This window comes from Iodobacter violaceini (assembly GCF_011601265.1).
In the GTDB taxonomy this organism is placed as follows: Bacteria; Pseudomonadota; Gammaproteobacteria; order Burkholderiales; family Chitinibacteraceae; genus Iodobacter; species Iodobacter violaceini.
The window spans coordinates 21,093-42,166 of record NZ_JAAOLX010000003.1 but is presented as its reverse complement, the minus strand read 5'-3'; the positions used below and the strand labels follow the sequence as shown (position 1 = coordinate 42,166).

General features: G+C 49.4%; 15 protein-coding genes. 9 read left to right on the top strand and 6 right to left on the bottom strand.

Translation table 11 applies throughout. From position 1 onward, the window contains the following. Positions 1 to 207: 207 nt before the first annotated feature. On the top strand, positions 208 to 4,641 hold the full coding sequence (gltB, locus tag HA050_RS06335; RefSeq protein ID WP_166823571.1) for a glutamate synthase large subunit: 4,434 nt from the start codon (positions 208 to 210) through the stop codon (positions 4,639 to 4,641). A gap of 128 nt (positions 4,642 to 4,769) precedes the next feature. After that, a complete protein-coding gene (locus HA050_RS06330) occupies positions 4,770 to 6,185 on the top strand; it encodes an FAD-dependent oxidoreductase (protein WP_166823569.1) in 1,416 nt (471 codons plus the stop codon). Between the two features lie 555 nt (positions 6,186 to 6,740). Here HA050_RS06330 and HA050_RS06325 read toward each other — a convergent pair. The 3 genes from HA050_RS06325 to HA050_RS06315 form a co-directional block, all read right to left on the bottom strand. Continuing rightward, a complete protein-coding gene (locus HA050_RS06325) occupies positions 6,741 to 7,061 on the bottom strand; it encodes a hypothetical protein (RefSeq protein ID WP_166823566.1) in 321 nt (106 codons plus the stop codon). Further along, positions 7,058 to 8,539, bottom strand: a complete 1,482-nt coding sequence (locus HA050_RS06320) for a S41 family peptidase (protein ID WP_166823564.1) — start codon at positions 8,537 to 8,539, stop codon at positions 7,058 to 7,060. The genes HA050_RS06325 and HA050_RS06320 overlap by 4 nt, the downstream gene beginning before the upstream one ends. A 152-nt stretch (positions 8,540 to 8,691) precedes the next feature. Continuing rightward, the gene (locus tag HA050_RS06315; protein ID WP_099396825.1) at positions 8,692 to 9,111 is read right to left on the bottom strand and encodes a globin family protein; all 420 of its coding nucleotides are present in this window, start codon (positions 9,109 to 9,111) and stop codon (positions 8,692 to 8,694) included. Between the two features lie 215 nt (positions 9,112 to 9,326). On the opposite strand from HA050_RS06315, the gene HA050_RS06310 reads away from it, so the two are divergent. The 5 genes from HA050_RS06310 (at position 9,327) to corA (ending at position 14,128) form a co-directional block, all read left to right on the top strand. Continuing rightward, the gene (locus HA050_RS06310; protein ID WP_099396824.1) at positions 9,327 to 9,929 is read left to right on the top strand and encodes a MarC family protein; all 603 of its coding nucleotides are present in this window, start codon (positions 9,327 to 9,329) and stop codon (positions 9,927 to 9,929) included. 73 nt (positions 9,930 to 10,002) lie between these two features. Next, a complete protein-coding gene (gene rpiA / locus HA050_RS06305) occupies positions 10,003 to 10,659 on the top strand; it encodes a ribose-5-phosphate isomerase RpiA (RefSeq protein ID WP_099396823.1) in 657 nt (218 codons plus the stop codon). 95 nt (positions 10,660 to 10,754) lie between these two features. Beyond that, on the top strand, positions 10,755 to 11,456 hold the full coding sequence (gene phoU / locus HA050_RS06300; RefSeq protein WP_099396822.1) for a phosphate signaling complex protein PhoU: 702 nt from the start codon (positions 10,755 to 10,757) through the stop codon (positions 11,454 to 11,456). A gap of 147 nt (positions 11,457 to 11,603) precedes the next feature. Then, positions 11,604 to 13,070, top strand: a complete 1,467-nt coding sequence (gene ppx / locus HA050_RS06295; protein ID WP_205836326.1) for an exopolyphosphatase — start codon at positions 11,604 to 11,606, stop codon at positions 13,068 to 13,070. Next, entirely contained in the window at positions 13,034 to 14,128 is a 1,095-nt protein-coding gene (gene corA / locus HA050_RS06290) for a magnesium/cobalt transporter CorA (protein WP_240929006.1), read from the top strand. The genes ppx and corA overlap by 37 nt, the downstream gene beginning before the upstream one ends. Positions 14,129 to 14,839: 711 nt before the next feature. Here the strand turns inward: corA and HA050_RS06285 are convergent. Then, the gene (locus HA050_RS06285) at positions 14,840 to 15,337 is read right to left on the bottom strand and encodes a DUF456 domain-containing protein (RefSeq protein WP_166823561.1); all 498 of its coding nucleotides are present in this window, start codon (positions 15,335 to 15,337) and stop codon (positions 14,840 to 14,842) included. A 241-nt stretch (positions 15,338 to 15,578) separates the two neighbouring features. After that, a complete protein-coding gene (lgt, locus tag HA050_RS06280) occupies positions 15,579 to 16,370 on the bottom strand; it encodes a prolipoprotein diacylglyceryl transferase (RefSeq protein ID WP_166823558.1) in 792 nt (263 codons plus the stop codon). A 248-nt stretch (positions 16,371 to 16,618) separates the two neighbouring features. On the opposite strand from lgt, the gene ilvD reads away from it, so the two are divergent. Together ilvD and HA050_RS06270 are read left to right on the top strand one after the other, a co-directional pair. Next, positions 16,619 to 18,478 (top strand): dihydroxy-acid dehydratase, encoded by a 1,860-nt coding sequence (gene ilvD, locus HA050_RS06275; protein ID WP_166823556.1) that lies wholly within the window; start codon positions 16,619 to 16,621, stop codon positions 18,476 to 18,478. Positions 18,479 to 18,607: 129 nt separating this feature from the next. Then, a complete protein-coding gene (locus HA050_RS06270) occupies positions 18,608 to 18,904 on the top strand; it encodes an MGMT family protein (protein ID WP_166823553.1) in 297 nt (98 codons plus the stop codon). A 42-nt stretch (positions 18,905 to 18,946) separates the two neighbouring features. Here HA050_RS06270 and HA050_RS06265 read toward each other — a convergent pair whose 3' ends face one another. Then, positions 18,947 to 21,019 carry an Ig-like domain-containing protein gene (locus HA050_RS06265; RefSeq protein WP_166823551.1) on the bottom strand — a complete coding sequence of 691 codons (2,073 nt, stop codon included), beginning with the start codon at positions 21,017 to 21,019 and terminating at the stop codon, positions 18,947 to 18,949. Positions 21,020 to 21,074 lie beyond the last annotated feature (55 nt).

Below are 21,074 nucleotides of genomic sequence, written 5' to 3'. Positions count from 1 at the left end.
AGTTAAAACAGTATTACTGTTTTTCTTTCTTTATGCTTTTTATTGTCTTTTGTAATTTGTCAGTAACAATGGTAAGTAAAAACCCTTATTTATTTAATCTGTGCATATAAGGGATTTCCTGCTTGAAAACATTGCTACCTTTTGGGTTTGGCATATAGAATCAAGGCCATTTCGCCGAAAATTTCTGCTTCCCCTAAGGGTTTTGTGATGGATCGACAAGGCTGGTTAAAGGGCACTTTGTATAGCCCGACGTTCGAACAAGATAGTTGTGGCTTCGGCCTGATTGCTCAAATGGATGACAAGCCATCGCATTGGCTGGTTTCTACCGCAATTAGCTCTCTTGCATGTCTGACACACCGTGGAGCTGTTGCCGCTGATGGAAAATCAGGCGATGGCTGTGGTCTGCTGTTTCGAAAACCGGATAGTTTTTTGCGCGCCGTGGCCGCAGAAAATCAATTTACGGTGGCCGATGAATACGCTGTAGGGATTATTTTCTACAACGCGCAAGCATCATTAACAAAGCTCTTTGCCGCAATGGAGGAGCAGGGATTATCAGTTGCTGGTGTACGCAGTGTGCCGGTTAATATCGAAGCCTGTGGCGAATACGCCTTACAAACACTGCCGACCATTGGCCAGCTGTTTGTGAACGCGCCTGCAGGGATGACAAGCCAGGTTTTTGAAAGAAAGCTTTATCAGGCACGACGTGTGGCAGAAAAAGCCTGTACTGACGATGCTGCTTTCTATATGCCAACCTTAAGCCCGCATGTGCTGTCTTATAAGGGCCTGGTTACACCGGATAATTTGCCAGAATTTTATCTGGATCTGAAAGATCCGCGTTTTGAATCATCGCTTGCCGTATATCACCAGCGCTTTTCGACCAATACCTGGCCGCAGTGGAAGCTGGCTCAGCCTTTCCGCTATCTGGCGCATAACGGCGAAATTAATACTTTGCACGGTAATCGTTTATGGGCCAAAGCCCGTGAAGCGATTATGGACAGCGAGCATCTGGATATGAACACGGTGCGCCCGATTGTTCAAACCAATGGCTCTGACTCCATGTCCATGGACAATATGCTTGAAGGCCTGCTGATGGGCGGCATGGATGTATTCCGTGCTTTCCGCATGCTGGTGCCGCCTGCATGGCAAAATGTCGATAGCAACGACCGCGACTTACGTGCATTTTACGAATACAACTCCATGCATATGGAGCCGTGGGATGGCCCGGCCGGTATCGTTTGGACCAACGGCCGCTATGCGGGCTGTGCCCTCGATCGCAATGGCTTGCGCCCGGCGCGTTATGTCATTACCAAAGATCGCCACCTGACTATTGCTTCCGAAATCGGCGTGTGGGGCTATAAGCCCGAAGATGTGGTGAAGAAAGGCCGTGTTAAACCGGGCCAGATTGTGGCTGTCGATTTAAGTAATGGCGAATTCCTCGATACCGAAACCATTGATAACCGCTTGAAAACCGCCCAGCCATACCGTGCATGGGTGAAGAAGCACGCCCAGCATTTAGAGTTGGCAGAAGACAACTCACCGCTGGAAGCGATGAGCCGTGAAGCGTTGCTGACTTACCAGAAGCAATTCCAGCTGACTTTTGAAGAGCGCGATCAAATCTTGCGCGTACTTGCAGCGGACGGCCAGGAAGCCATCGGCTCGATGGGGGACGACACGCCAATGGCGGTGTTATCCGGGAAAGTGCGCTCGCCCTATGATTATTTGCGTCAGCAATTTGCACAGGTGACCAACCCGCCGATTGATCCAATCCGCGAAGCGATCGTGATGTCGCTGAACACCTGTTTTGGGCCAGAGCGTAATCTGTTTAAAGAAACAGAATTTAACGCCAGCCGCCTGGAAGTACGCTCGCCGGTACTGTCGTCAGATAAATTTGATTCGCTGACGACCATGACCGATCCGGATTACAAACCGGCTTTCTTTGATATTACGTTCGACCCGGCTCAAACCACTTTAAAAGCGGCGATTGAAGCGCTGCGTGCTGATGTACTGGCCAGCGTGCGCGATGAAAAAACCGTGGTGGTGGTATTAAGCGACAAGAATATTCAAAAGGGCCGCTTGCCGATTCCAGCACTGTTTGCTGTGGGCGCAGTGCACCATGAGCTGGTTAATTCAGGCCTTCGTTGCCTGAGTAATATCATTGTTGAAACGGCCACCACACGCGATCCGCATCACTTTGCCTGCCTGATTGGCTATGGCGCAACAGCGGTGTTCCCGTATTTGGCTTACCAAACGATTAAAGAATTGGTAGAAATTGGCCAGATTGATTTGCCGCTCGAGAAAGCCGCTAATAATTTCCGTAAGGGGATTAATAAAGGCCTCTTGAAGATTCTCTCCAAAATGGGCATTTCAACCGTTGCTTCTTATCGCGGCTCGCAATTGTTTGAAGCCGTTGGCGTGAATGAAGAAGTGGTTGATCTGTGCTTAAACGGCACAGTTTCACGGATTTCTGGCGCTAATTTTGCGGATTTCCAGGAAGACCAGGGCAAGCTGAATAAGCTGGCTTTCAACACCATGCGTCCGATTGCGCAGGGTGGCTTACTGAAATATGTGTTTGGCGAGGAATACCACGCTTACAACCCTGATGTAGTGATGCAGCTGCAAAAAGCCGTGCAAAACGGCGATTACAAGGAATACCGCAAGTACGCCGATCTGGTGAACAAGCGTCCTGTTGCCATGTTGCGCGATTTGATGGGCTTGAAGCTCGATGCCACCAAGGCGATTTCGATTGATGAAGTCGAATCCGTTGAATCGATTCTGAAGCGTTTTGATTCCGCAGGGATGAGCTTGGGCGCATTGAGCCCGGAAGCGCATGAAGCCTTGGCCGAGGGGATGAACCGCCTGGGCGGCAGATCAAACTCGGGCGAGGGCGGTGAAGATCCTGCGCGTTATGGCACGGTGAAGATGTCCAAGATCAAGCAGGTGGCTTCTGGCCGCTTTGGCGTGACCCCGCATTATCTGGTCAATGCCGAAGTCTTGCAGATTAAGGTGGCGCAAGGTGCAAAACCGGGTGAAGGCGGCCAGTTGCCGGGGGATAAAGTCAGCCCGCTGATTGCTAAGCTGCGCTGCTCTAAGCCAGGGATCTCTTTGATTTCCCCGCCACCGCATCACGATATTTATTCAATTGAAGATTTGGCTCAGCTGATTTTTGATTTGAAACAGGTCAATCCGGAAGCCTTGGTATCGGTGAAACTGGTAGCCGAGCCGGGTGTGGGCACGATTGCTGCCGGTGTGGCCAAGGCTTATGCCGATCTGATCACTATTTCGGGTTACGACGGCGGTACCGGTGCCTCGCCTCTGGCCTCGGTGAAATACGCCGGTACGCCGTTTGAGCTGGGCCTCACTGAAGCGCAGCAAGTATTGCGTGCCAATGGCTTGCGTGGCCGCGTGCGCATGCAGGCCGATGGTGGCTTGAAAACCGGTCTGGATGTGGTGAAAGCCGCGATGATGGGCGCGGAAAGTTTTGGTTTTGGTACCGGGCCGATGGTGGCTTTGGGCTGCAAATTCTTGAGAATTTGCCACCTGAATAACTGCGCTACCGGCGTGGCAACGCAGGAAATTAAGCTGCGTTCTAAATACTTTATTGGCCTGCCAGAAATGGTAGTGAATTACTTTACCTTTATCGCGCAAGAAACCCGTGAATGGATGGCGGCGCTTGGGGTTCGTCAGTTATCCGATCTGATCGGCCATAGCGAAATGCTGGAGCTGGCAGCAGGCGCAACCGAACGTCAGGGCCGTCTGAATCTGGGTGTGTTGCTCAGCCAGGGTTCGATTCCGGAATCGCAACCGCGTTTCTGCGTGGAAGAGCGCAACCCGTCCTTTGATAAGGGCGAGCTGGCAGAACAAATGGTGAAAGACGCCATTGCCGGTATTAAGAGCCAAACGCCGCAAAAGTTTGAATACGCAGTGCGTAATATTCATCGCTCCATCGGTGCGCGTTTGTCGGGCGAAATCGCCAAGGCACACGGTGCAGATGGCTTGCCAAGTGATTGTCTGCATATCAAATTGCATGGCTCGGCCGGGCAGTCCCTGGGCGTGTGGAATGCCAGGGGCCTGACGATTGAGCTGGAAGGCGACGCTAACGATTACGTCGGTAAGGGCATGAGCGGCGGGCGTTTGGTGGTTTATCCGCCAAAGGCTTCAGAATTTGAATCGCACGCTGGCGTGATTGTGGGTAATACCTGCCTTTACGGTGCAACGGGTGGTGAGCTGTTTGCTGCAGGTACGGCGGGTGAGCGCTTTGCTGTGCGTAACTCCGGTGCGACGGCCATTGTTGAAGGCATTGGCGATCACGGCTGCGAATACATGACCGGTGGTTGTGTGATTGTGCTGGGTGAAACAGGCTACAACTTTGGTGCGGGGATGACCGGTGGTTTTGCGCTGGTTTACGATCCAAAAGAGCGTTTTGCTTACCGTATTAATAATGAGCTGGTGGATATTAATCTGATTAATGGCGAATCGTATGGTGCAGTGCGGGCCTTCTTGCGCGGTAAATTGCGTGATCATGCCAAGCTGACCGGATCGACCCGCGCCATTGATATTCTGGCCGATTTTGATGAAGCGCAGGATAACTTCTGGCTGGTGAAACCAAAGGCGGCCAAGTTGGATGATCTGTTAAAAGATTGATGAGAATAGGGGAGTGGTGAGCAGGGAGTAGTGAGTGGGTTTCGGCTCGCGACTCCCTGAATCCTGACTCCCTCAACTCCTAAGCCCCTTATTCACTACCCTCAGATTCAAATACCGAGGTTTAGATCATGTCAGATGTATTCCAGTTTATGAAGGTTGCCCGGAATCCGGGCGAGAAGGTTGACGCTGCCGCGCGCAAGATTGTATTTAAAGAAATTTATGCCCCATTAAGTAAACCCGATGCCGGCGAGCAGGCTGCCCGCTGCCTGGGTTGCGGTAATCCCTATTGCGAGTGGGAATGCCCCGTGCATAACTACATCCCGAACTGGTTGCAGTTAGTGGATGAAGGCCGTTTGTTTGAAGCGGCCGAGCTGTCGCATAAAACCAATTCGCTGCCAGAAATCTGTGGCCGTGTCTGCCCGCAAGATCGCCTGTGCGAAGGGGCCTGTACCCTGAATCAGGGCGGCTTTGGTGCGGTATCAATCGGCTCGGTAGAGAAATACATTACCGATGAAGCCTTTAAACAAGGCTGGCGCCCGGATATGTCCGGCGTGGTTAAAACCGATAAAAAAGTAGCTGTGATTGGCGCTGGCCCGGCAGGTTTGGCTTGCGCGGATGTGCTGGTGCGTAATGGCGTGCAGCCGGTGGTGTTTGATCGCTACGAGCAAATTGGTGGCCTGCTGACCTATGGTATTCCGGAATTCAAGCTGGAAAAATCCGTGATGCAAACCCGCCGTGAAATCATGGAAGGAATGGGCATCGAGTTCTGCCTGAATACCGAAATTGGCAAAGACATCACGATTGAAGATTTGCTGCGTGACTACGACGCCGTATTTATGGGCATGGGCGCTTACAAATACATGAAGGGCGGCTTTGAAGGTGAAGACTTGCCTGGCGTGATGGAAGCGCTGCCGTTTCTGATTAATAACGTCAGAAACAGTATGGATACTTTACCAGCGGGTGAAGATTACATCAGCATGGCTGGTAAGCGCGTGGTGGTCTTGGGCGGTGGCGATACGGCAATGGATTGCAACCGCACCTCGATTCGCCAGCAGGCAAAATCAGTGATCTGCGCTTATCGCCGTGATGAAGCCAATATGCCTGGCTCCAAGCGTGAAGTATTAAACGCCAGGGAAGAAGGCGTTGAGTTTCTGTGGAATCGTCAGCCGGTGGGCATTATCCAAAACAGCGACGGCAGCTTGGGCTTAAAACTAGTTACAACTGAGCTGGGCGCGCCAGACGCAAATGGTCGTCAAGCTGCAGTCGAAGTGGCAGGCTCTGAACAAATCATCGAATGTGATCATGTGATCGTGGCCTTTGGTTTCCAGGCTGAAGCGGCATCATGGTTTGAAGCTCAGGGTATCAAGGTGGATAGCCGTGGCCGCACCATTGCGCCAGAGAAACAAGCTTTGAAACACCAAACCAGCAACCCAAAAGTGTTTGCCGGTGGCGATCAGGTGCGCGGTGCAGATTTGGTGGTGCGTGCCGTATTTGAAGGCCGCCAGGCTGCGGAAGGCATGCTGGAGTTTTTGGGCGTTTGGTAATCAGCGTCTGATATGAGTAGAAAAAAGGGGAGGGCCATGGCCCTCCCCTTTGCGCGTTTATGGCATGGATTTGCTGCTATTTCTGTAGGGTGGGTGCAAGCCGCGAGCAATGTTGAAAAGTACGCGGCTTGTGCACCGCATACGCGCTAACTAAAATCAAAAAGACCTTTTTTTAGTGCCTTCGGCACGTTGAGTTAGGTACGGGAGTCCCCCGTGTGGGACTCACTTTCTTGAATGGCCAGAAATCATAGTACGCAAAGAGGCCGCCCCGACCAGCACGAAAGCCCCTCACTGCGGATAATCGGCTCGGCGAAAAAGGCTGCTCGGGAGCAAGCCCGCTACCCCTTTTCCGAAACCCCGAGCCGCTTATTCCTCGCTTCGGCACGCTTCAAGGGGGAGATTTAAGCCCTGTTTTGAGAGTGTGGTTACTACGTTTTTTCGTTGTTTGCTGAGATAAAACCAAATTGCTTAGTGCGTATGGTGTTTCACCCGCCCTGCAAATGCCATTCTAATTAATGAAACTTATTTGAATGATGGGTATGGGCGCAAAAACTCTTATTTAGCTTTACACAATGCCTCTTTCAACTCCCGCTTCTCCCCTGTGCTTGCCCTCTCTAACCAGCAGCTTTTACCAAGCAGGCTCAGCCTGAATACTTCTGGTTTTTCCAGGCTTAAACCTTGCTGTTTCGAGCGCTCGATCAGTAGCTGGCTGTCGTCCATCAGGGCATTCTTTGCCAGCGTCACTTCAGAAATACCCAGCATCCGGGCTACGGTGCGGGGTATTTCTTCGCTTGGTTTTTGCAAAACAGCGTCAATGGGCGTTTGGGCAAACGCCTGACAGCCGCTTAAAAGCAGGCAGAGGGAGAGGCGCTTCATCGTCTGGCTTTCTCCAGTGTCATAATTTCCCGCAAGGCTGGGCGTAATGGTGTGCTGCTTTCGCTGCGTGACTGCCCCAAAGTCTGCCCGTTTGCCGGGCATTGGCCTGTGGCGTTGTAGCTGAGTGCGGCAGAAATAAGGCGTTCGTTCTTATCGCCCAGCGCGGTTTTAAAATCTTCATCCACCTTACATGTCGGGCTGAAGCCATCGGCATAATCGCCAAAGCCTTTATGATTTTCACCTTGAAATTGCACGGTAAAGTAAGTGGTGCCGCAGTTATCCTGAGGGATAAATCCATAGGGCTTACCGCAGGTTTGCCCGCCAATTAAATTGACTTTCACATCCGCGCCACGCAGGCCGTTAATAATGGCTTCGCTGGCCGAGCAAGTGCCGCTGCCAGCCAGGATGGTGACTTGCTTTAAATTAAGCGTGGGCAATAATGCACCGGAAGAGCCGGAGGTTGAATAAAAAGGCCATGTGTTATTGGGATCAACTGGCGTTTTATCGTTATATTTTAATTTAAAAAAAGTCTTGCCCAGTGTTTGCGCTGGCCCGGCGATCATATAGCTTAACTCGTCTGCAATATAAAGCGCACCGCCGCCGTTATAACGTAAGTCCAGAATTAAATCAGATACATTATCGTTTTTTAATTGAGTAACGGCATTGATTAACTGTGCTTCTGAAATAGCGTTATGGCTGTTAAATGTTAAATATCCTACTTTTCCTTTTGCGCTAAGGAAGCTTTTTACATTTTGAACAGGTGTTGTCTGAACTTCGAGTGCCGTTAATGATTTATTAAGTTTTTTACCATTTAAATCTTTGAAAACAAACTGGTGGCGTTGGTTTGCAATCGTTGGAAACAGCCCTGAATTAAGTGCATCAGTATTATTACTTGTGCTTAAATCATAGTTATCCACGCTTTCGATTTCCATTCCACGGCTGATGCCTGCAATTTCAGCCAGCGAATTGGGTTCTACATAGGCAACCACTAATCTGCGCGGAACATCTGTAGAAACAAAGGAATAGGCCATACCATAGCCAAGCTCCAGCCCGGACTGGCTTTGTTTATTGTATTCAGCAGTATTTTCTGTAAAGTGATAGTGATCTTTTTCTTTACCGGAGGCCGTGATTAAAGGGGTTTTTAAATCGGCAAAATAATCTGCGGCACTGGCGTACTTATCCGGGTTTAAGTTTTTTGGAACCTCTCTGTACCAGAGATAGGTTTCATCCACCCATGCCCGCAACCAGTTTTTTTCATCTTTTAAACTACCCTGCCGGTCTGGGTAGGCGCGGTTATTGTTATAGGGATCGGCTCCTGTTCTTGGGCTGGCACACATATCCTTGTAAGCGCCGGAGCTTAAAACTGCGCCTGGGCTGCTGTCTTCTTCAGAGCCGCCACAGGCACTTAATGCACAAATCAGAACAAGATAACTGTATTTCAGGCTTTGTTTTAAAACGGTTGTTGGGTTTAAAAACATGGTTTCACTCTACTCATATATGGTTTTTTGAAATATTGTTTTAAGTTTTAGCTTGTATTTCAGAAAGTATTCTACATGAGCTTATTTGCTAATAATTACATACACCTTAAATATATTTGCATGGCATGGGCGCGTCATTGGCTGTTTACCTATTATGCAGTGCCACGCTGTGCTTTGATCATTTCACAGGCCAGAGTGGTATAGGTTGCTGCCCATGCGCTTTTCACATCGCTGGTAAATGCATCGGCCAGTCCTTGTTCCAGTGTCCAGAGCAGCGCTTGCCCTACCGTGGTGTAGTGCTCTTCCTGTACGTGATAATGAGCGTGGCGCTCGCCCAGTTTTTGTATGGCTGGCAGTAAGATTTCCGGTTTATTAATATTATCGACAGCCAGTTTGATACTGGTCATCAGCATGGCTCCTTGTTTTTTGATATCGCCTTTAAAAAGGGGTTTTACTTCAGGTGCGATTTCAAACAAGTGCTGATAAAACATTTCTGCAGCCGTGTCTGCAATGGGTAAAACCAGGGCCAGTGTTTCTTTCACAAGTGAAATATCTTTATCGCTTAAAGGCATGTTAATGCTCCTTTGTAAGTAAAAGGCGAGTTTTACTGATGATTTATATCAGCTGAGTATTGAGTGCTGCTTTGCTTTGTCTACTATGGTCTGTCACTGTTTGTCATGCAGGCTGGGCCGACTAATGGATATGCGCTGGTTTGCGGATATTCAGCGGCTTAACACCCTGTTTTTCCCAATGGGTTTTTAATGCTGTACGCGTTAGAATCGGGTTTATGGAAACTTCTTCTTTTGCTTCGGCTTTTATTCTTTTGCTCCTTGTGACTGATCCACTTGGCGGCATCCCTTTATTTGTATCTTTGCTAAAACAAGTGCCCAAAGCGCGCCGTACCCGCATGATTTTGCGCGAGGTTTCGGTGGCTTTTTGCGTGCTGGTGATTTTTATGCTGTTCGGGCAGCAGTTTTTGCAATTGATGCATCTTTCTGAAACATCTTTAGGCATTGCTGGCGGGGTGATCTTGTTTTTGATTGCCTTGCGGATGGTTTTTCCTCACCCGGAAGGTGTCTTTGGTGATGCGGCCGAGGGGGAGCCTTTTATTGTGCCGCTGGCGATTCCCCTGCTGGCCGGGCCTTCTGCGCTGGCGACTGTTTTATTGCTGGTATCGCGGGAGCCTGCCAGGCTTTGGGAGTGGATAGGCGCTTTGGCGCTGACCATGTTAGTTTGTGGGCTGACGCTGGCTTTTTCTGAAAAAATCAGTCTATTGCTGGGTGAGCGTGTCACCACGGCATTCGAGCGTTTAATGGGGCTGATCTTAACGGCGATTGCGGTAGAAATGCTGCTTTCAGGAATTCGTCATTATTTGGCTACGTTGCCTTGATACGGCACAAATGCCTGTATTTTTACCGGGCTACAATAGATTTAATCATTTATGACCAAACTGGAAATCAATAATGAATCAAGATGAATTGAAACAAGCCGTCGGCCGCGCAGCACTTGATTATGTGCCGGACAATTGCATTGTGGGCGTAGGCACAGGCTCGACTGCTAATTGTTTTATCGATGCATTAGCCACAATAAAAGGCCGTATTCAAGGGGCAGTTTCTTCGTCGGAAGCCAGTGTGGCCCGATTAAAATCGCATGGCATCCCGGTGTTTGAGTTAAATGCGGTTGATCATTTACCTGTTTATGTGGATGGCGCGGATGAAATTAACCGCCAATTGCAAATGATTAAAGGCGGCGGTGCCGCATTAACGCGTGAAAAAATTGTGGCTGCGGTAGCAGAGCAATTTATTTGTATTGCCGATGAAAGCAAACTGGTGGATGTGCTGGGTAAATTCCCATTACCAGTGGAAGTGATTCCAATGGCGCGCTCTTATGTGGCAAGGCAATTGGTTAAATTAGGCGGCCATCCTGCTTATCGCGAAGGGGTGATTACAGATAATGGCAATATCATTTTAGATGTGCATGGGCTACAAATTAGTGAAGCCAATAAATTAGAAAGCCAGATTAATGAGATTGTAGGCGTGGTTACTAATGGTTTATTTGCACACCGCCGTGCAGATGTTTTGTTATTAGGCACCAGCAAGGGTGTGCAAACACTGAAGTAAATACGGTATTGCCAGCCATTTCCAAAATACTTGCAATAAAATAGTCATATACTTGTGCTATTTTGTAATCTATATACTGCAGGAGCATTTCTCTGATGTCTGAACACATTTCAAAACAATTTGATGCTGAGCTGGAAGAAATTCGCTCCCAGGTGATGGGGATGGCTGGTCTGGTGGAGGAGCAAGTACGCCAGTCTATGCAGGCTTTGGCTTCTGGCGATATGGGCACAATTAATCATGTGCTGGAAGAAGAAAATCGCGTCAATGAAATGCATGTATTGCTTGATGATATGTGTATTCATATGATTGCACGCCGTCAGCCCGCGGCTTCTGATTTACGCATGGTGATGACCGTGATTAAAGCGGTTGAAGATCTGGAAAGAATTGGCGATAAGGCAACGCGTATTTGCAAGCGGGCTAAGAACATTTATGAAGCAGGCCGTTTGCAAGTGCCCCGTTTTAATGAATTAAACCATATTGCAGAGCATGCTCTGGATATGTTATCCCGCGCATTAGATGCATTTGCCCGTATGGATGCCGTAACTGCAACCGATGTAAAACGTGCAGATGAGCGCCTTGATGACGAATATCGCGCATTGCAGCGTCAATTGATTACAGTGATGATGGAAGACCCTCGCGCAATTACAATTACCCTTGAAATTCAATGGATTGCAAAAGCAATTGAGCGTATTGGTGATTTAGCCGTGAGCATTGCCGAGCAGGTGATTTATCTGGTTAAAGGACAGGATGTTCGTCATAAAAACCAGGAAGAAGTCGATCGCGTCGCTTTAGGCTAAGACTCTTTTAAATGAAATTTTTAGCAGTTTAAGGGCAAAGGCGGCACAAACCGCCTTTGCCCTTTTTATCATCTGGGGATTTTCCTGTTTGCCAGCAAGGCGGGCGCACGTTATCTTAACGCCCATGCTCTCATCTTGAAGCCATATATGCCTGATTATCCTATCATTGCCGCAGTCGACCTTGGTTCAAACAGCTTTCGCTTACAAATCGCCCGCGTGGTTGAAGGCGCACTGTTTCCCCTTGATTCCTTGAAAGAGACCGTAAGGCTGGGGGCTGGTCTGGATGCCTCAGGCTCGCTTACGCCAGATGCGCAGCAACAGGCGATTGAAGCCTTGTCGCGTTTTGGTGAACGTTTGCGCGGCTTGCCCGTGGAATGTGTGCGTGCGGTGGCGACCAATACATTTCGCGTTGCAAAAAATGCCAGCGTTTTTCTGCCTCAGGCCGAAGCCGCTCTGGGCTTTCCTATTGAGGTAATTGCAGGGCGGGAAGAGGCGAGGCTGATTTATATTGGAGCGGCGCACAGCTTGCCCGCCACTCGTGACAAACGACTGGTTGTGGATATTGGCGGAGGTTCTACAGAGCTGATTACCGGCAGCCATTTCAGGATTTTCCGTACTGAAAGCGTGCCGATGGGCTGTGTGAGCTGGAGCTTACGTTTTTTTCCTGATGGCGTGATTACTTCAGAACGTCTGGCTGAGGCCGAGCTTGCAGCGCGCGGTATGTTGCTTTCACTGGTGCCGGATTTTAATCATGAGCAGTGGCAGCGTGCGGTGGGTACCTCCGGAACCGCCCGCTCGATTGCCGATATTTTAGAGCTGAATGACTTTTCTGCACTGGGCATCACCCGCGAGGGGATGGATAAGCTGCGCCAGCATATTCTGGCAGCAGGGCATGTGGATAAAGTACAGCTCAATGGCCTGCGGGCCGATCGCCGCCCGGTATTGCCTGGTGGCTTTGCCATTATGATGGCCGTGTTCGATATGCTGCGCGTCGAGCGTATGGGCGTGACCTTTGGTGCGCTGCGTGATGGCGTTTTATACGATTTAGTCGGGCGGCAGTCCGAGCATGATATTCGTCATCGCTCGGTGGAGCAGTTTCAGCGCCGCTATCATGTAGACCCTTATCAGGCAGAACGGGTCGCCATACTGGCGGGTAAATTATTTACCCGTATGGTGGCTGATGATGCTGTAGGGGCGCATCGGCTGAGCATGGCCGCGGCTTTGCATGAAGTAGGGCGCTCTATTGCCCATGCCAGCTATCACAAACATTCTGCCTATATATTGCTGCATGCGGATATGCCGGGGTTTTCCAAGCGCGAGCAGGCATTGCTGGCGCGGCTTGTGCTGGCACACCGGGGGGGCTTGGGCAAGCTGGGTGACGATATGATCGATCTGGTGGAATGGTCGGCTATTTTAGCACTGAGGCTGGCGACGATTTTTTGCCGCTCACGTACAGATATTGATCTGCCATTACTGCGTTGCGAAGCCAATAGTAAGCAGTTTTTGTTAGAACTGGACAGTGCATGGCTGGAAGCAAACCCGCTGACCGCTTATGCGCTTACGGAGGAGGTGAACGCATGGCAAAACATCGGCATGAAGCTCGTCGTAAGCTAAGAACGGTCCCCACTGCCAGTAAAGTTGGAATGGCACCAGGCAGCCTGCATTATGTGGGTCCGCGTGATGCTGATCCAACGCTGGCCACCCTGATTGAATATGGCCATGGGGCTGAAGCATTTCAGGAAACCCACTTCACTTCTTTGACGGATGGCGAAGATTATCAGCCTCGCCATCCCTTGCTTTGGCTTAATCTGCACGGCCTTGCCAATATTGATTTACTAAAAGTAGTAGGCCGGCGTTTTGGCTTGCATCCCTTGGTGCTGGAAGACATTCTCAATACCGAGCAAAGACCCAAAGTTGAAGTATTTAATGGCTATGTGTTTATTTGCCTGCGTCTTGTTAGTGTGAACGAGCAGGGGGAGATCTGCAGCGAGCACGTCAGTATTGTTTTGGGCCGTAATTACGTCCTGACATTTCAGGAGCAGCCAAGCGGCACATTTAATCAAATCCGCGAGGGCCTGAAATCCAGCCAGTCTCAGTTGCGCCGGTTTGGCTCAGATTATCTGGTTTATACCCTGCTGGATAAGCTGGTTGATCGCTATTTCTTAGTGCTCGAAGCCCTAAGCGAGCGTTGTGAAGATCTGGACGATGCTATTTCCAGTGGCCCTAATCCTGCACAGCTGCAAGAAATTCAGGCGCTGCGCCGCACCATGCAATATGTAAAACGGGGCCTTTGGCCGCTGCGGGAAGTGATGAATACTTTGCAGCGCGATGAAGCAGATTTTTTCCGTGATGAAACACAGCTCTATTTGCGCGATGTCTATGACCATGTGGTACAAATGATTGAAAGCGGTGAAGCCTTGCGCGATCTGGTTAATTCACTGCAAGACAACTATATGTCTTTGCAATCTAACCGTATGAATATAGAAATGCGCCGGCTTACTGTACTGACGACCATCTTCATGCCGCTCACATTAATTGCTGGCATTTATGGTATGAATTTTGAAGTGATGCCAGAGCTGCACTGGCGTTGGGGGTACTTTGCCGTATTGGGCGGCATGGCTGTGATTGGCCTGAGTTTAACGCTATATTTCAGGGCCAAACGCTGGTTCTGAATCTGCTGGCTGAGCACGCCGCTCTTTGCCTTCCCGGCGCTCCGCCAGCACCAGCCCTTCTTCGGTACAGCAGGGAAAGCGGTGGTTAAGCAAGGTGCGTCTGTCTTGCTTTCTTTGCATGCTAAAAAAATAAAGTGCTGAAAATTCGTGTTCTCTGGGGCGATTCAATGACTGAACTCCGGTTACATCTTTAGGTGATACTTTCATTACTGATAAGTCTTATAAATATATTTAGAATTATTTATATAAACAAAGAAAGCTTGGTGAAATATTGAATATACATATATTTAATAAATGCCACAATCATTAATCATATAGATGTAATATTTCAGAGAGAATAATCTGGCTGGCTCCTTCTGTATTGCCGACGAACGGTAGCTAATATGCTTATTTTATAAAAAGGGCAAGGCGTTATTTTATGGCTTTGTGAAAGTGTTAGATCATATAACTTATTTTTTGAATGATTATGCATTTGGCATTTTTGCCGATTAATAAATCTTAATCACCGTGTAAGAGCTGATCTGTTTCATTTGATCCGCGCAAAAAAAAATCCAGCATCTGCTGCTGGATTGTGGGTAAAAGCATTTGGGGGGAGATGATTTAATCAGATAATATCGGGCTGGAAATCGCCCTGATTAAAGTGATTTGCTCAATAAGCGTTGCAGAAGGCCATGAAAGCAGCAAGGTTGAATGATGCTGCTGGGCAAATATTTAAACCCACCATGCAAAAGCAAAGACAGCAAACATGGATAAGCCGATTGCAATTTTGGCAACCGCGCCAATCAGCATGCCAACAAGGGTGGCAACGCCCACTTTGCCTGCTTGCAGCACATCTTGTCTTGCCCAGAATTCGCCAATTGCGGCGCCAATAAATGGCCCTAAAAGCAGGCCGGGCAGGCCGGCAAAAATCCCTAAAATGCCCCCAATTAAGGCCCCCCAGACTGCTGCCGGGCTGGCCCCTGCTTTTTTAGCCCCCAATGCCCCGGCAATATAATCCAGCACCATGGACAAAATAAGCAGCAGGGCCAGCACGGTTAGCCAGCCGTAGCCTACATGTGCAAACTGATCTAAATAAGCAGCCAGCAGCATGCCGCCAAAAATAAAAGGGGTAGAGGGTAAAAACGGCAGCAATGTGCCAAGGAGGCCAGAAATCATTAAAACCCAGGCCAGTGCCCACCAGGCGGTTTCTGCACTTAATAAGTCGGGCATATTATTCCTGAATGAGTTATCTGAAGTGTTCAGAGTGCAAAGGGGCTGAAAGGTTCTTACTCAGGATTGATAAAAAAATTGAGCATGGCAACCAGGCCGATGCGTGCTTTAAAAAACATCGCAGTTTGATAATGCCAGGCAGAAAGATGAGCGTGGGCAAGCTTTGCCTGCTTATAAGGCTAAGGCGCAAAAATTGCGCCTTAGCCTGTTGCAAATGAAATGGCTCCCCGCTAAGCCTCTATTAAATATGGCGGGGCTTTTTGCTGCTCCACCAAAACAGATGTATGCCAATCAGAATCATGGGCAGGCTGAGTAATTGCCCCATCGATAAATGCAGCGCCAGATAGCCAAGGAAATCATCGGGTTCGCGGGCATATTCGGCGATAAAGCGGAATATGCCATAGCCTGATAAAAATAAGGCAGAAACCTGGCCAGTGCGGCGCGGTTTGCCAGAATAAAGCCAGAGAATAATAAACAGGCTAATCCCTTCCAGAGCAAACTGATACAACTGCGAAGGATGGCGGGGCAGCCCGTCGTGTGCCTGTGGGAAAATCATCGCAAAGGGCATCTCGGCCGAGGTGACCCGCCCCCATAGTTCGCCATTAATAAAGTTACCCAGGCGGCCCGCGGCGAGGCCCAGTGGTACCAGCGGGGCGATAAAATCGGTGACCTGAAAAAAGCTGCGGCCGGTTTTGCGGCCAAATACCCACATCGCCACCAATACACCCAGAAAGCCGCCATGAAACGCCATGCCACCTTCCCAAACTTTCAGAATATCCAGCGGGTGCGAGAAGTAAAAGTCAGGTTTATAAAACAGTACATAGCCTAGCCGCCCACCCAGAATTACCCCCAGCACGCCATAAAACAGCAGATCGTCCAGCTCTTCAGGTTTCCAGCTATTGGATTTTTTGGCGCGCATGCGGCCTAAAAACAAAAACAGCATAAAGCCAATGAGATACATCAGCCCGTACCAGTGGATACCCACAGGGCCAAGTTGGATGGCTATGGGATTAAATTGCGGATGAATTAGCATGCAAACCAGCCTTCCGATAAAATGGGCCGATTATACCCTAAGCACTTAGTCTGAATATTTCCTTTAGGCTTGCCAGCCCTGTATGTTGGAGTGACAAAATCACTTTTAACTACGCAGAGTCGATCAGCCGTTTTTATGACTGCCGTCCCGCTTTTACCCAAGCTTTGATGCGCCAAACCATAGAAGCGGCTATTCAGATATTTGAAGTTTTTTTCCTGATTGATTACTTCGCTGCAAGGATCTAAAAAATGCCTGTTTATCGTTCCCGCACTACCACGCATGGCCGCAATATGGCCGGTGCCCGCGCCCTGTGGCGTGCAACTGGCATGAAAGATGGCGATTTTGATAAGCCCATCATTGCCATTGCTAATTCGTTTACCCAGTTTGTGCCCGGCCATGTGCACTTACACAATTTAGGCCAGCTGGTTGCCAGAGAAATTGAAAAAGCGGGCGGTATCGCTAAAGAATTCAATACCATTGCCGTGGATGATGGCATTGCCATGGGGCATTCGGGCATGCTCTACAGCCTGCCCAGCCGTGATCTGATCGCCGATTCGGTTGAATATATGGTCAATGCCCATTGTGCCGATGCGATTGTGTGTATCTCCAATTGCGACAAAATCACTCCCGGTATGCTGATGGCCGCGCTGCGCCTGAATATTCCGGTGATTTTTGTTTCCGGCGGGCCGATGGAAGCGGGCAAGGTGGATTGGAATGGCGGTGTGCGTAAGCTGGATCTGGTCGATGCCATGGTGGAAGCCGCCGACAGTCGCGTGAGCGATGAAGAAGTGGCAGCGGTTGAGCGCTCCGCCTGCCCAACCTGTGGCTCCTGCTCGGGCATGTTTACAGCAAATTCGATGAATTGCTTAACCGAAGCATTGGGTTTGTCCCTGCCAGGCAATGGCTCGATGCTGGCCACGCATGCTGATCGCAAAGCTTTATTTTTGCAAGCGGGCCGCACTATTGTTGAAATTGCCAAGCGCTATTACGAGCAGGATGATGATTCGGTCTTGCCACGCAGCATTGCCACCAAGGCCGCTTTTGAAAACGCTATGAGTCTGGATGTGGCAATGGGAGGCTCGACCAATACCGTCTTGCATCTGCTGGCTGCGGCGTTTGAAGCGGAAGTGGATTTCACTATGCAGGATATCGACCGCGTTTCCCGTGGCGTGCCGTGCCTCTCTAAAGTTGCGCCTGCAACGCAAAAATATCATATGGAAGACGTGCACCGCGCAGGGGGCGTGATGGCGCTGTTGGCCGAGCTGGATCGCGCTGGCTTGATTCACCGCGATGCCAAAACCGTGCATGCAGCCACCATGGGCGAAGCGCTGGCCAAGTGGGATATCGTGGTCAACGATAAGGAAAGTGAAGCGCATCGTTTTTACAGTGCAGCGCCTGGCGGCGTGGCCACCACCATCGCCTTCAGCCAATCCATGCGCTGGCCAGAGCTGGATCTGGACCGTGCCAATGGCTGCATCCGTAATAAAGAAAATGCTTACAGCCAGGATGGCGGTCTTGCCGTGTTATCCGGCAATATCGCACCGCTTGGCTGTATTGTGAAAACCGCTGGCGTGGATGATTCCATCCTTAAGTTTACAGGCCGCGCCCGTGTGTTTGAATCGCAAGACGATGCGGTCGCCAGCATTCTGGCCGACCAGATTGTAGCGGGTGATATCGTGGTGATTCGCTACGAAGGCCCGAAAGGCGGTCCCGGCATGCAGGAAATGCTTTACCCAACCAGCTATTTAAAATCTAAGGGTCTGGGCAAAGCGTGCGCGCTGCTCACCGACGGGCGTTTTTCTGGCGGCACTTCCGGCTTATCCATTGGCCATGTCAGCCCGGAAGCGGCCGATGGCGGCTTGATTGGCCTTGTGCACGAGGGCGACACTATCGAGATCGACATCCCTCAGCGCAGCATCCGCTTGGCCGTCGATGAAGCAACACTGGAAAACCGCCGTGCAGAAATGGAAGCGCGTGGCAAAAACGCGTGGAAGCCGGTTGATCGTCAGCGCTATATCTCCCCGGCGCTGCGGGCCTACGCCGCCATGACCACCTCTGCTCACACTGGCGCGGTGCGTGATGTCAGCCAGGTTGAGCGCAAGGGCTAATACTCAGGATTCAGTCCTTACTGAGCGCCTAAAGAAAAGAGCGCTGAAAGAAAAAAACCAAGCTGCAATGGCTTGGTTTTTTTCCGTGTGCGTAATTTTTTAGCAATTTATTTATTTTGAAAGGCCACTATGAGCGCCATTGCTACCGCCATCCGCCGCGTCGTCACCCGCATCCCCTACGGCAAAGTCGCCACCTATGGCCAGATCGCCAGGCTGGCGGGCTATCCAAACCATTCCCGCTTTGTTGGCCGCTGCCTGGATGCATCCGTTCCCTGGCAGCGCGTCATCAACGGCCAGGGCAAAGTCAGCCCCCGCGGGTTGGATGGAAATGATGATGAGCAGCGGTTTTTACTGCAGTGCGAAGGCGTGGAGTTTGGAGAGGGCGGGAAGATTGAATTAAAGATTTTCTTGTGGGATGGGGAATGAAAAACCCCCACCTGATTCAGGAGGGGGTAATGATTGGCTGTATTAGTTTGGGTTAGTGCAAACAGAAGCAATACCAAATGGGCTTGATACTCCCGGTGGTGGGACTTTGATATCGTTGTAGTCTTTAGCTACGCCAGGCAAACTAAATACTGCTGCATTTGAATACTCACTTCCTTCTACTCTGATAGTGGCCTGAAGTTTTACAACGGCCCAGGTAGAGTAGTTTTTTCCATAGAGTACCTTGATGAAAGCGCTGCCTGTTTCATCTGTCTTGACTGTGTTGCTGGATGGGTTAAGCGCATCGTAGACTGTTGCAACAAAACCTGGCTCCAGGGTGCTATTACCATTCCCATTGCCATCTGAAGGATCATCTTCACCCGGGTCAAGAATACCGTCATTATTCTTATCTTCACTCAGGCAGCTTGCTGATGGGTGTTGTAACCAGAAATCAGGTTTACCATCGCCATCGCTATCGCCATCCGGTTTGTAAATCCCTTTTAAGTACTTTGTCGGAATAACCGCGAGCGTCACTTGTACGCCTGCAACCGGGTTACCAGCTGCGTCTGTGACAATTACGCTATAAGGAGTAATGTTTTGAGTTGTGTTTTTATCCTCAATTTGGTTACCAGTACCTAAACGGATAAATAATGACTTACCGCCAACGGTCACCTGAGTTTTTGCAGTAACTGAAGGGTTGTTTGCCAGTGTGGCTGTAATGGTTACACCATCTTTGGCGCTGCTGCTATTGCCTGCCGTGTAATTGGTGCTGGTTTGGCCTGAGCTATTGGTTACGCCGCTACCAATGCTAAGTCTGCCGCCTGTTGGGTCAACCAAGTTGAAATTGACGATTTGGTTTTTTACTAAGTTACTGGAGGCATCCCGGACAATGGCGTTGATGGCTGTGCTTGCGCCTGCACGAACAACTGTTGTATCTGGCTGAACGACAACTTTACTTGGAGCAGTGGCAACAAACTCAACATCATAGTTATTGCTTATACCGCTGGCCGTTGCTGTGATTTGTGATGCACCAGCCGTAGTGCTGGTGATTGTGACTGATACTTTACCATTTGCATCTGTCTTACTTGAGGATGCCACTAAATTGCCACGGGTTGCTGTGAACGATACAGGTACATTGCTTTGCGGGACGCCAGCAATTGAATACAGCAAGTCAAGTTTAACAAAACTATCCAGATTCACTTCCGCGGGGATTTTGCCAAAATTTACGGCACCTTGTGAGGCAGAGCTGGGTGTTAAATCAAAAGTATTATTGCTAATTGAAATATCTAATGTTGCTGATTCACCAAGAGCGGTAGTTTTAACAACATCAGCACCCGCTTTAACTGCTTGATAAGTGATTGTGGCTTGTCCGTTATCCCCAGTTGTTGCTTCAGTTGCCGCAACGCCATTTACTTTGAATGTATTTCCCAAGGCAGAAGCTAATGCTACTTTTTGCCCTGCAACGCCTTTACCTGCAGCATCTTTCAAACTAATTGTCAGCGAGCTTTCTTTATTAAGAACAAGAGAATTACTGCCGTTAAGCGTGATTTTTGTTCCGCTTACAGTAATTGTTACTTTCTCAGATATGGCACCAGCTGTTGCTTTGACTGTAATACTTCGGCTGGATTGATCACTACCTGTGGTGACATTGGCTGTTGCACTGCCTGTCTTATCGGTGAGGCCAGCATTCAGTACTGCAATTTGTGCACTGTCCTGAGTGCTAAAAACGACTGTTTGCCCTTCCAGTACAACATTATTAGCGTCTTTTACTCTGGCTGTGATAACTACAGGGGTGTTGCCATCAGATGCAAGGTTAGGTGTACTAGCCAACACTTCCATTTTTGCAGCAACACCCGATGCGTTAGGTACTGGCGTTGGCGTAGGTGTTGTGGATGAACTATCGCCACCGGATGATCCATTGCAAGCCGTCAACATAATTGTTGCCAGCAGCAGTAGTCCGCCGGCGACTTTTCTCGCGGCTTTGCTGTTGAAGTTGATTCTTTCCACTTCGTACTCCTTTACTTTTTTGAAAGGCTGTTTGGCCCGATAGACTGAAATATTTAAATCAATATGGCAGATTAAACGATATTGATTGCAATATAGCAATCTTCTCAGCAAGTTTTATTTATAGCGTGGAAATAAATTACTTTACTTAACTGCAGGAATAATTTTT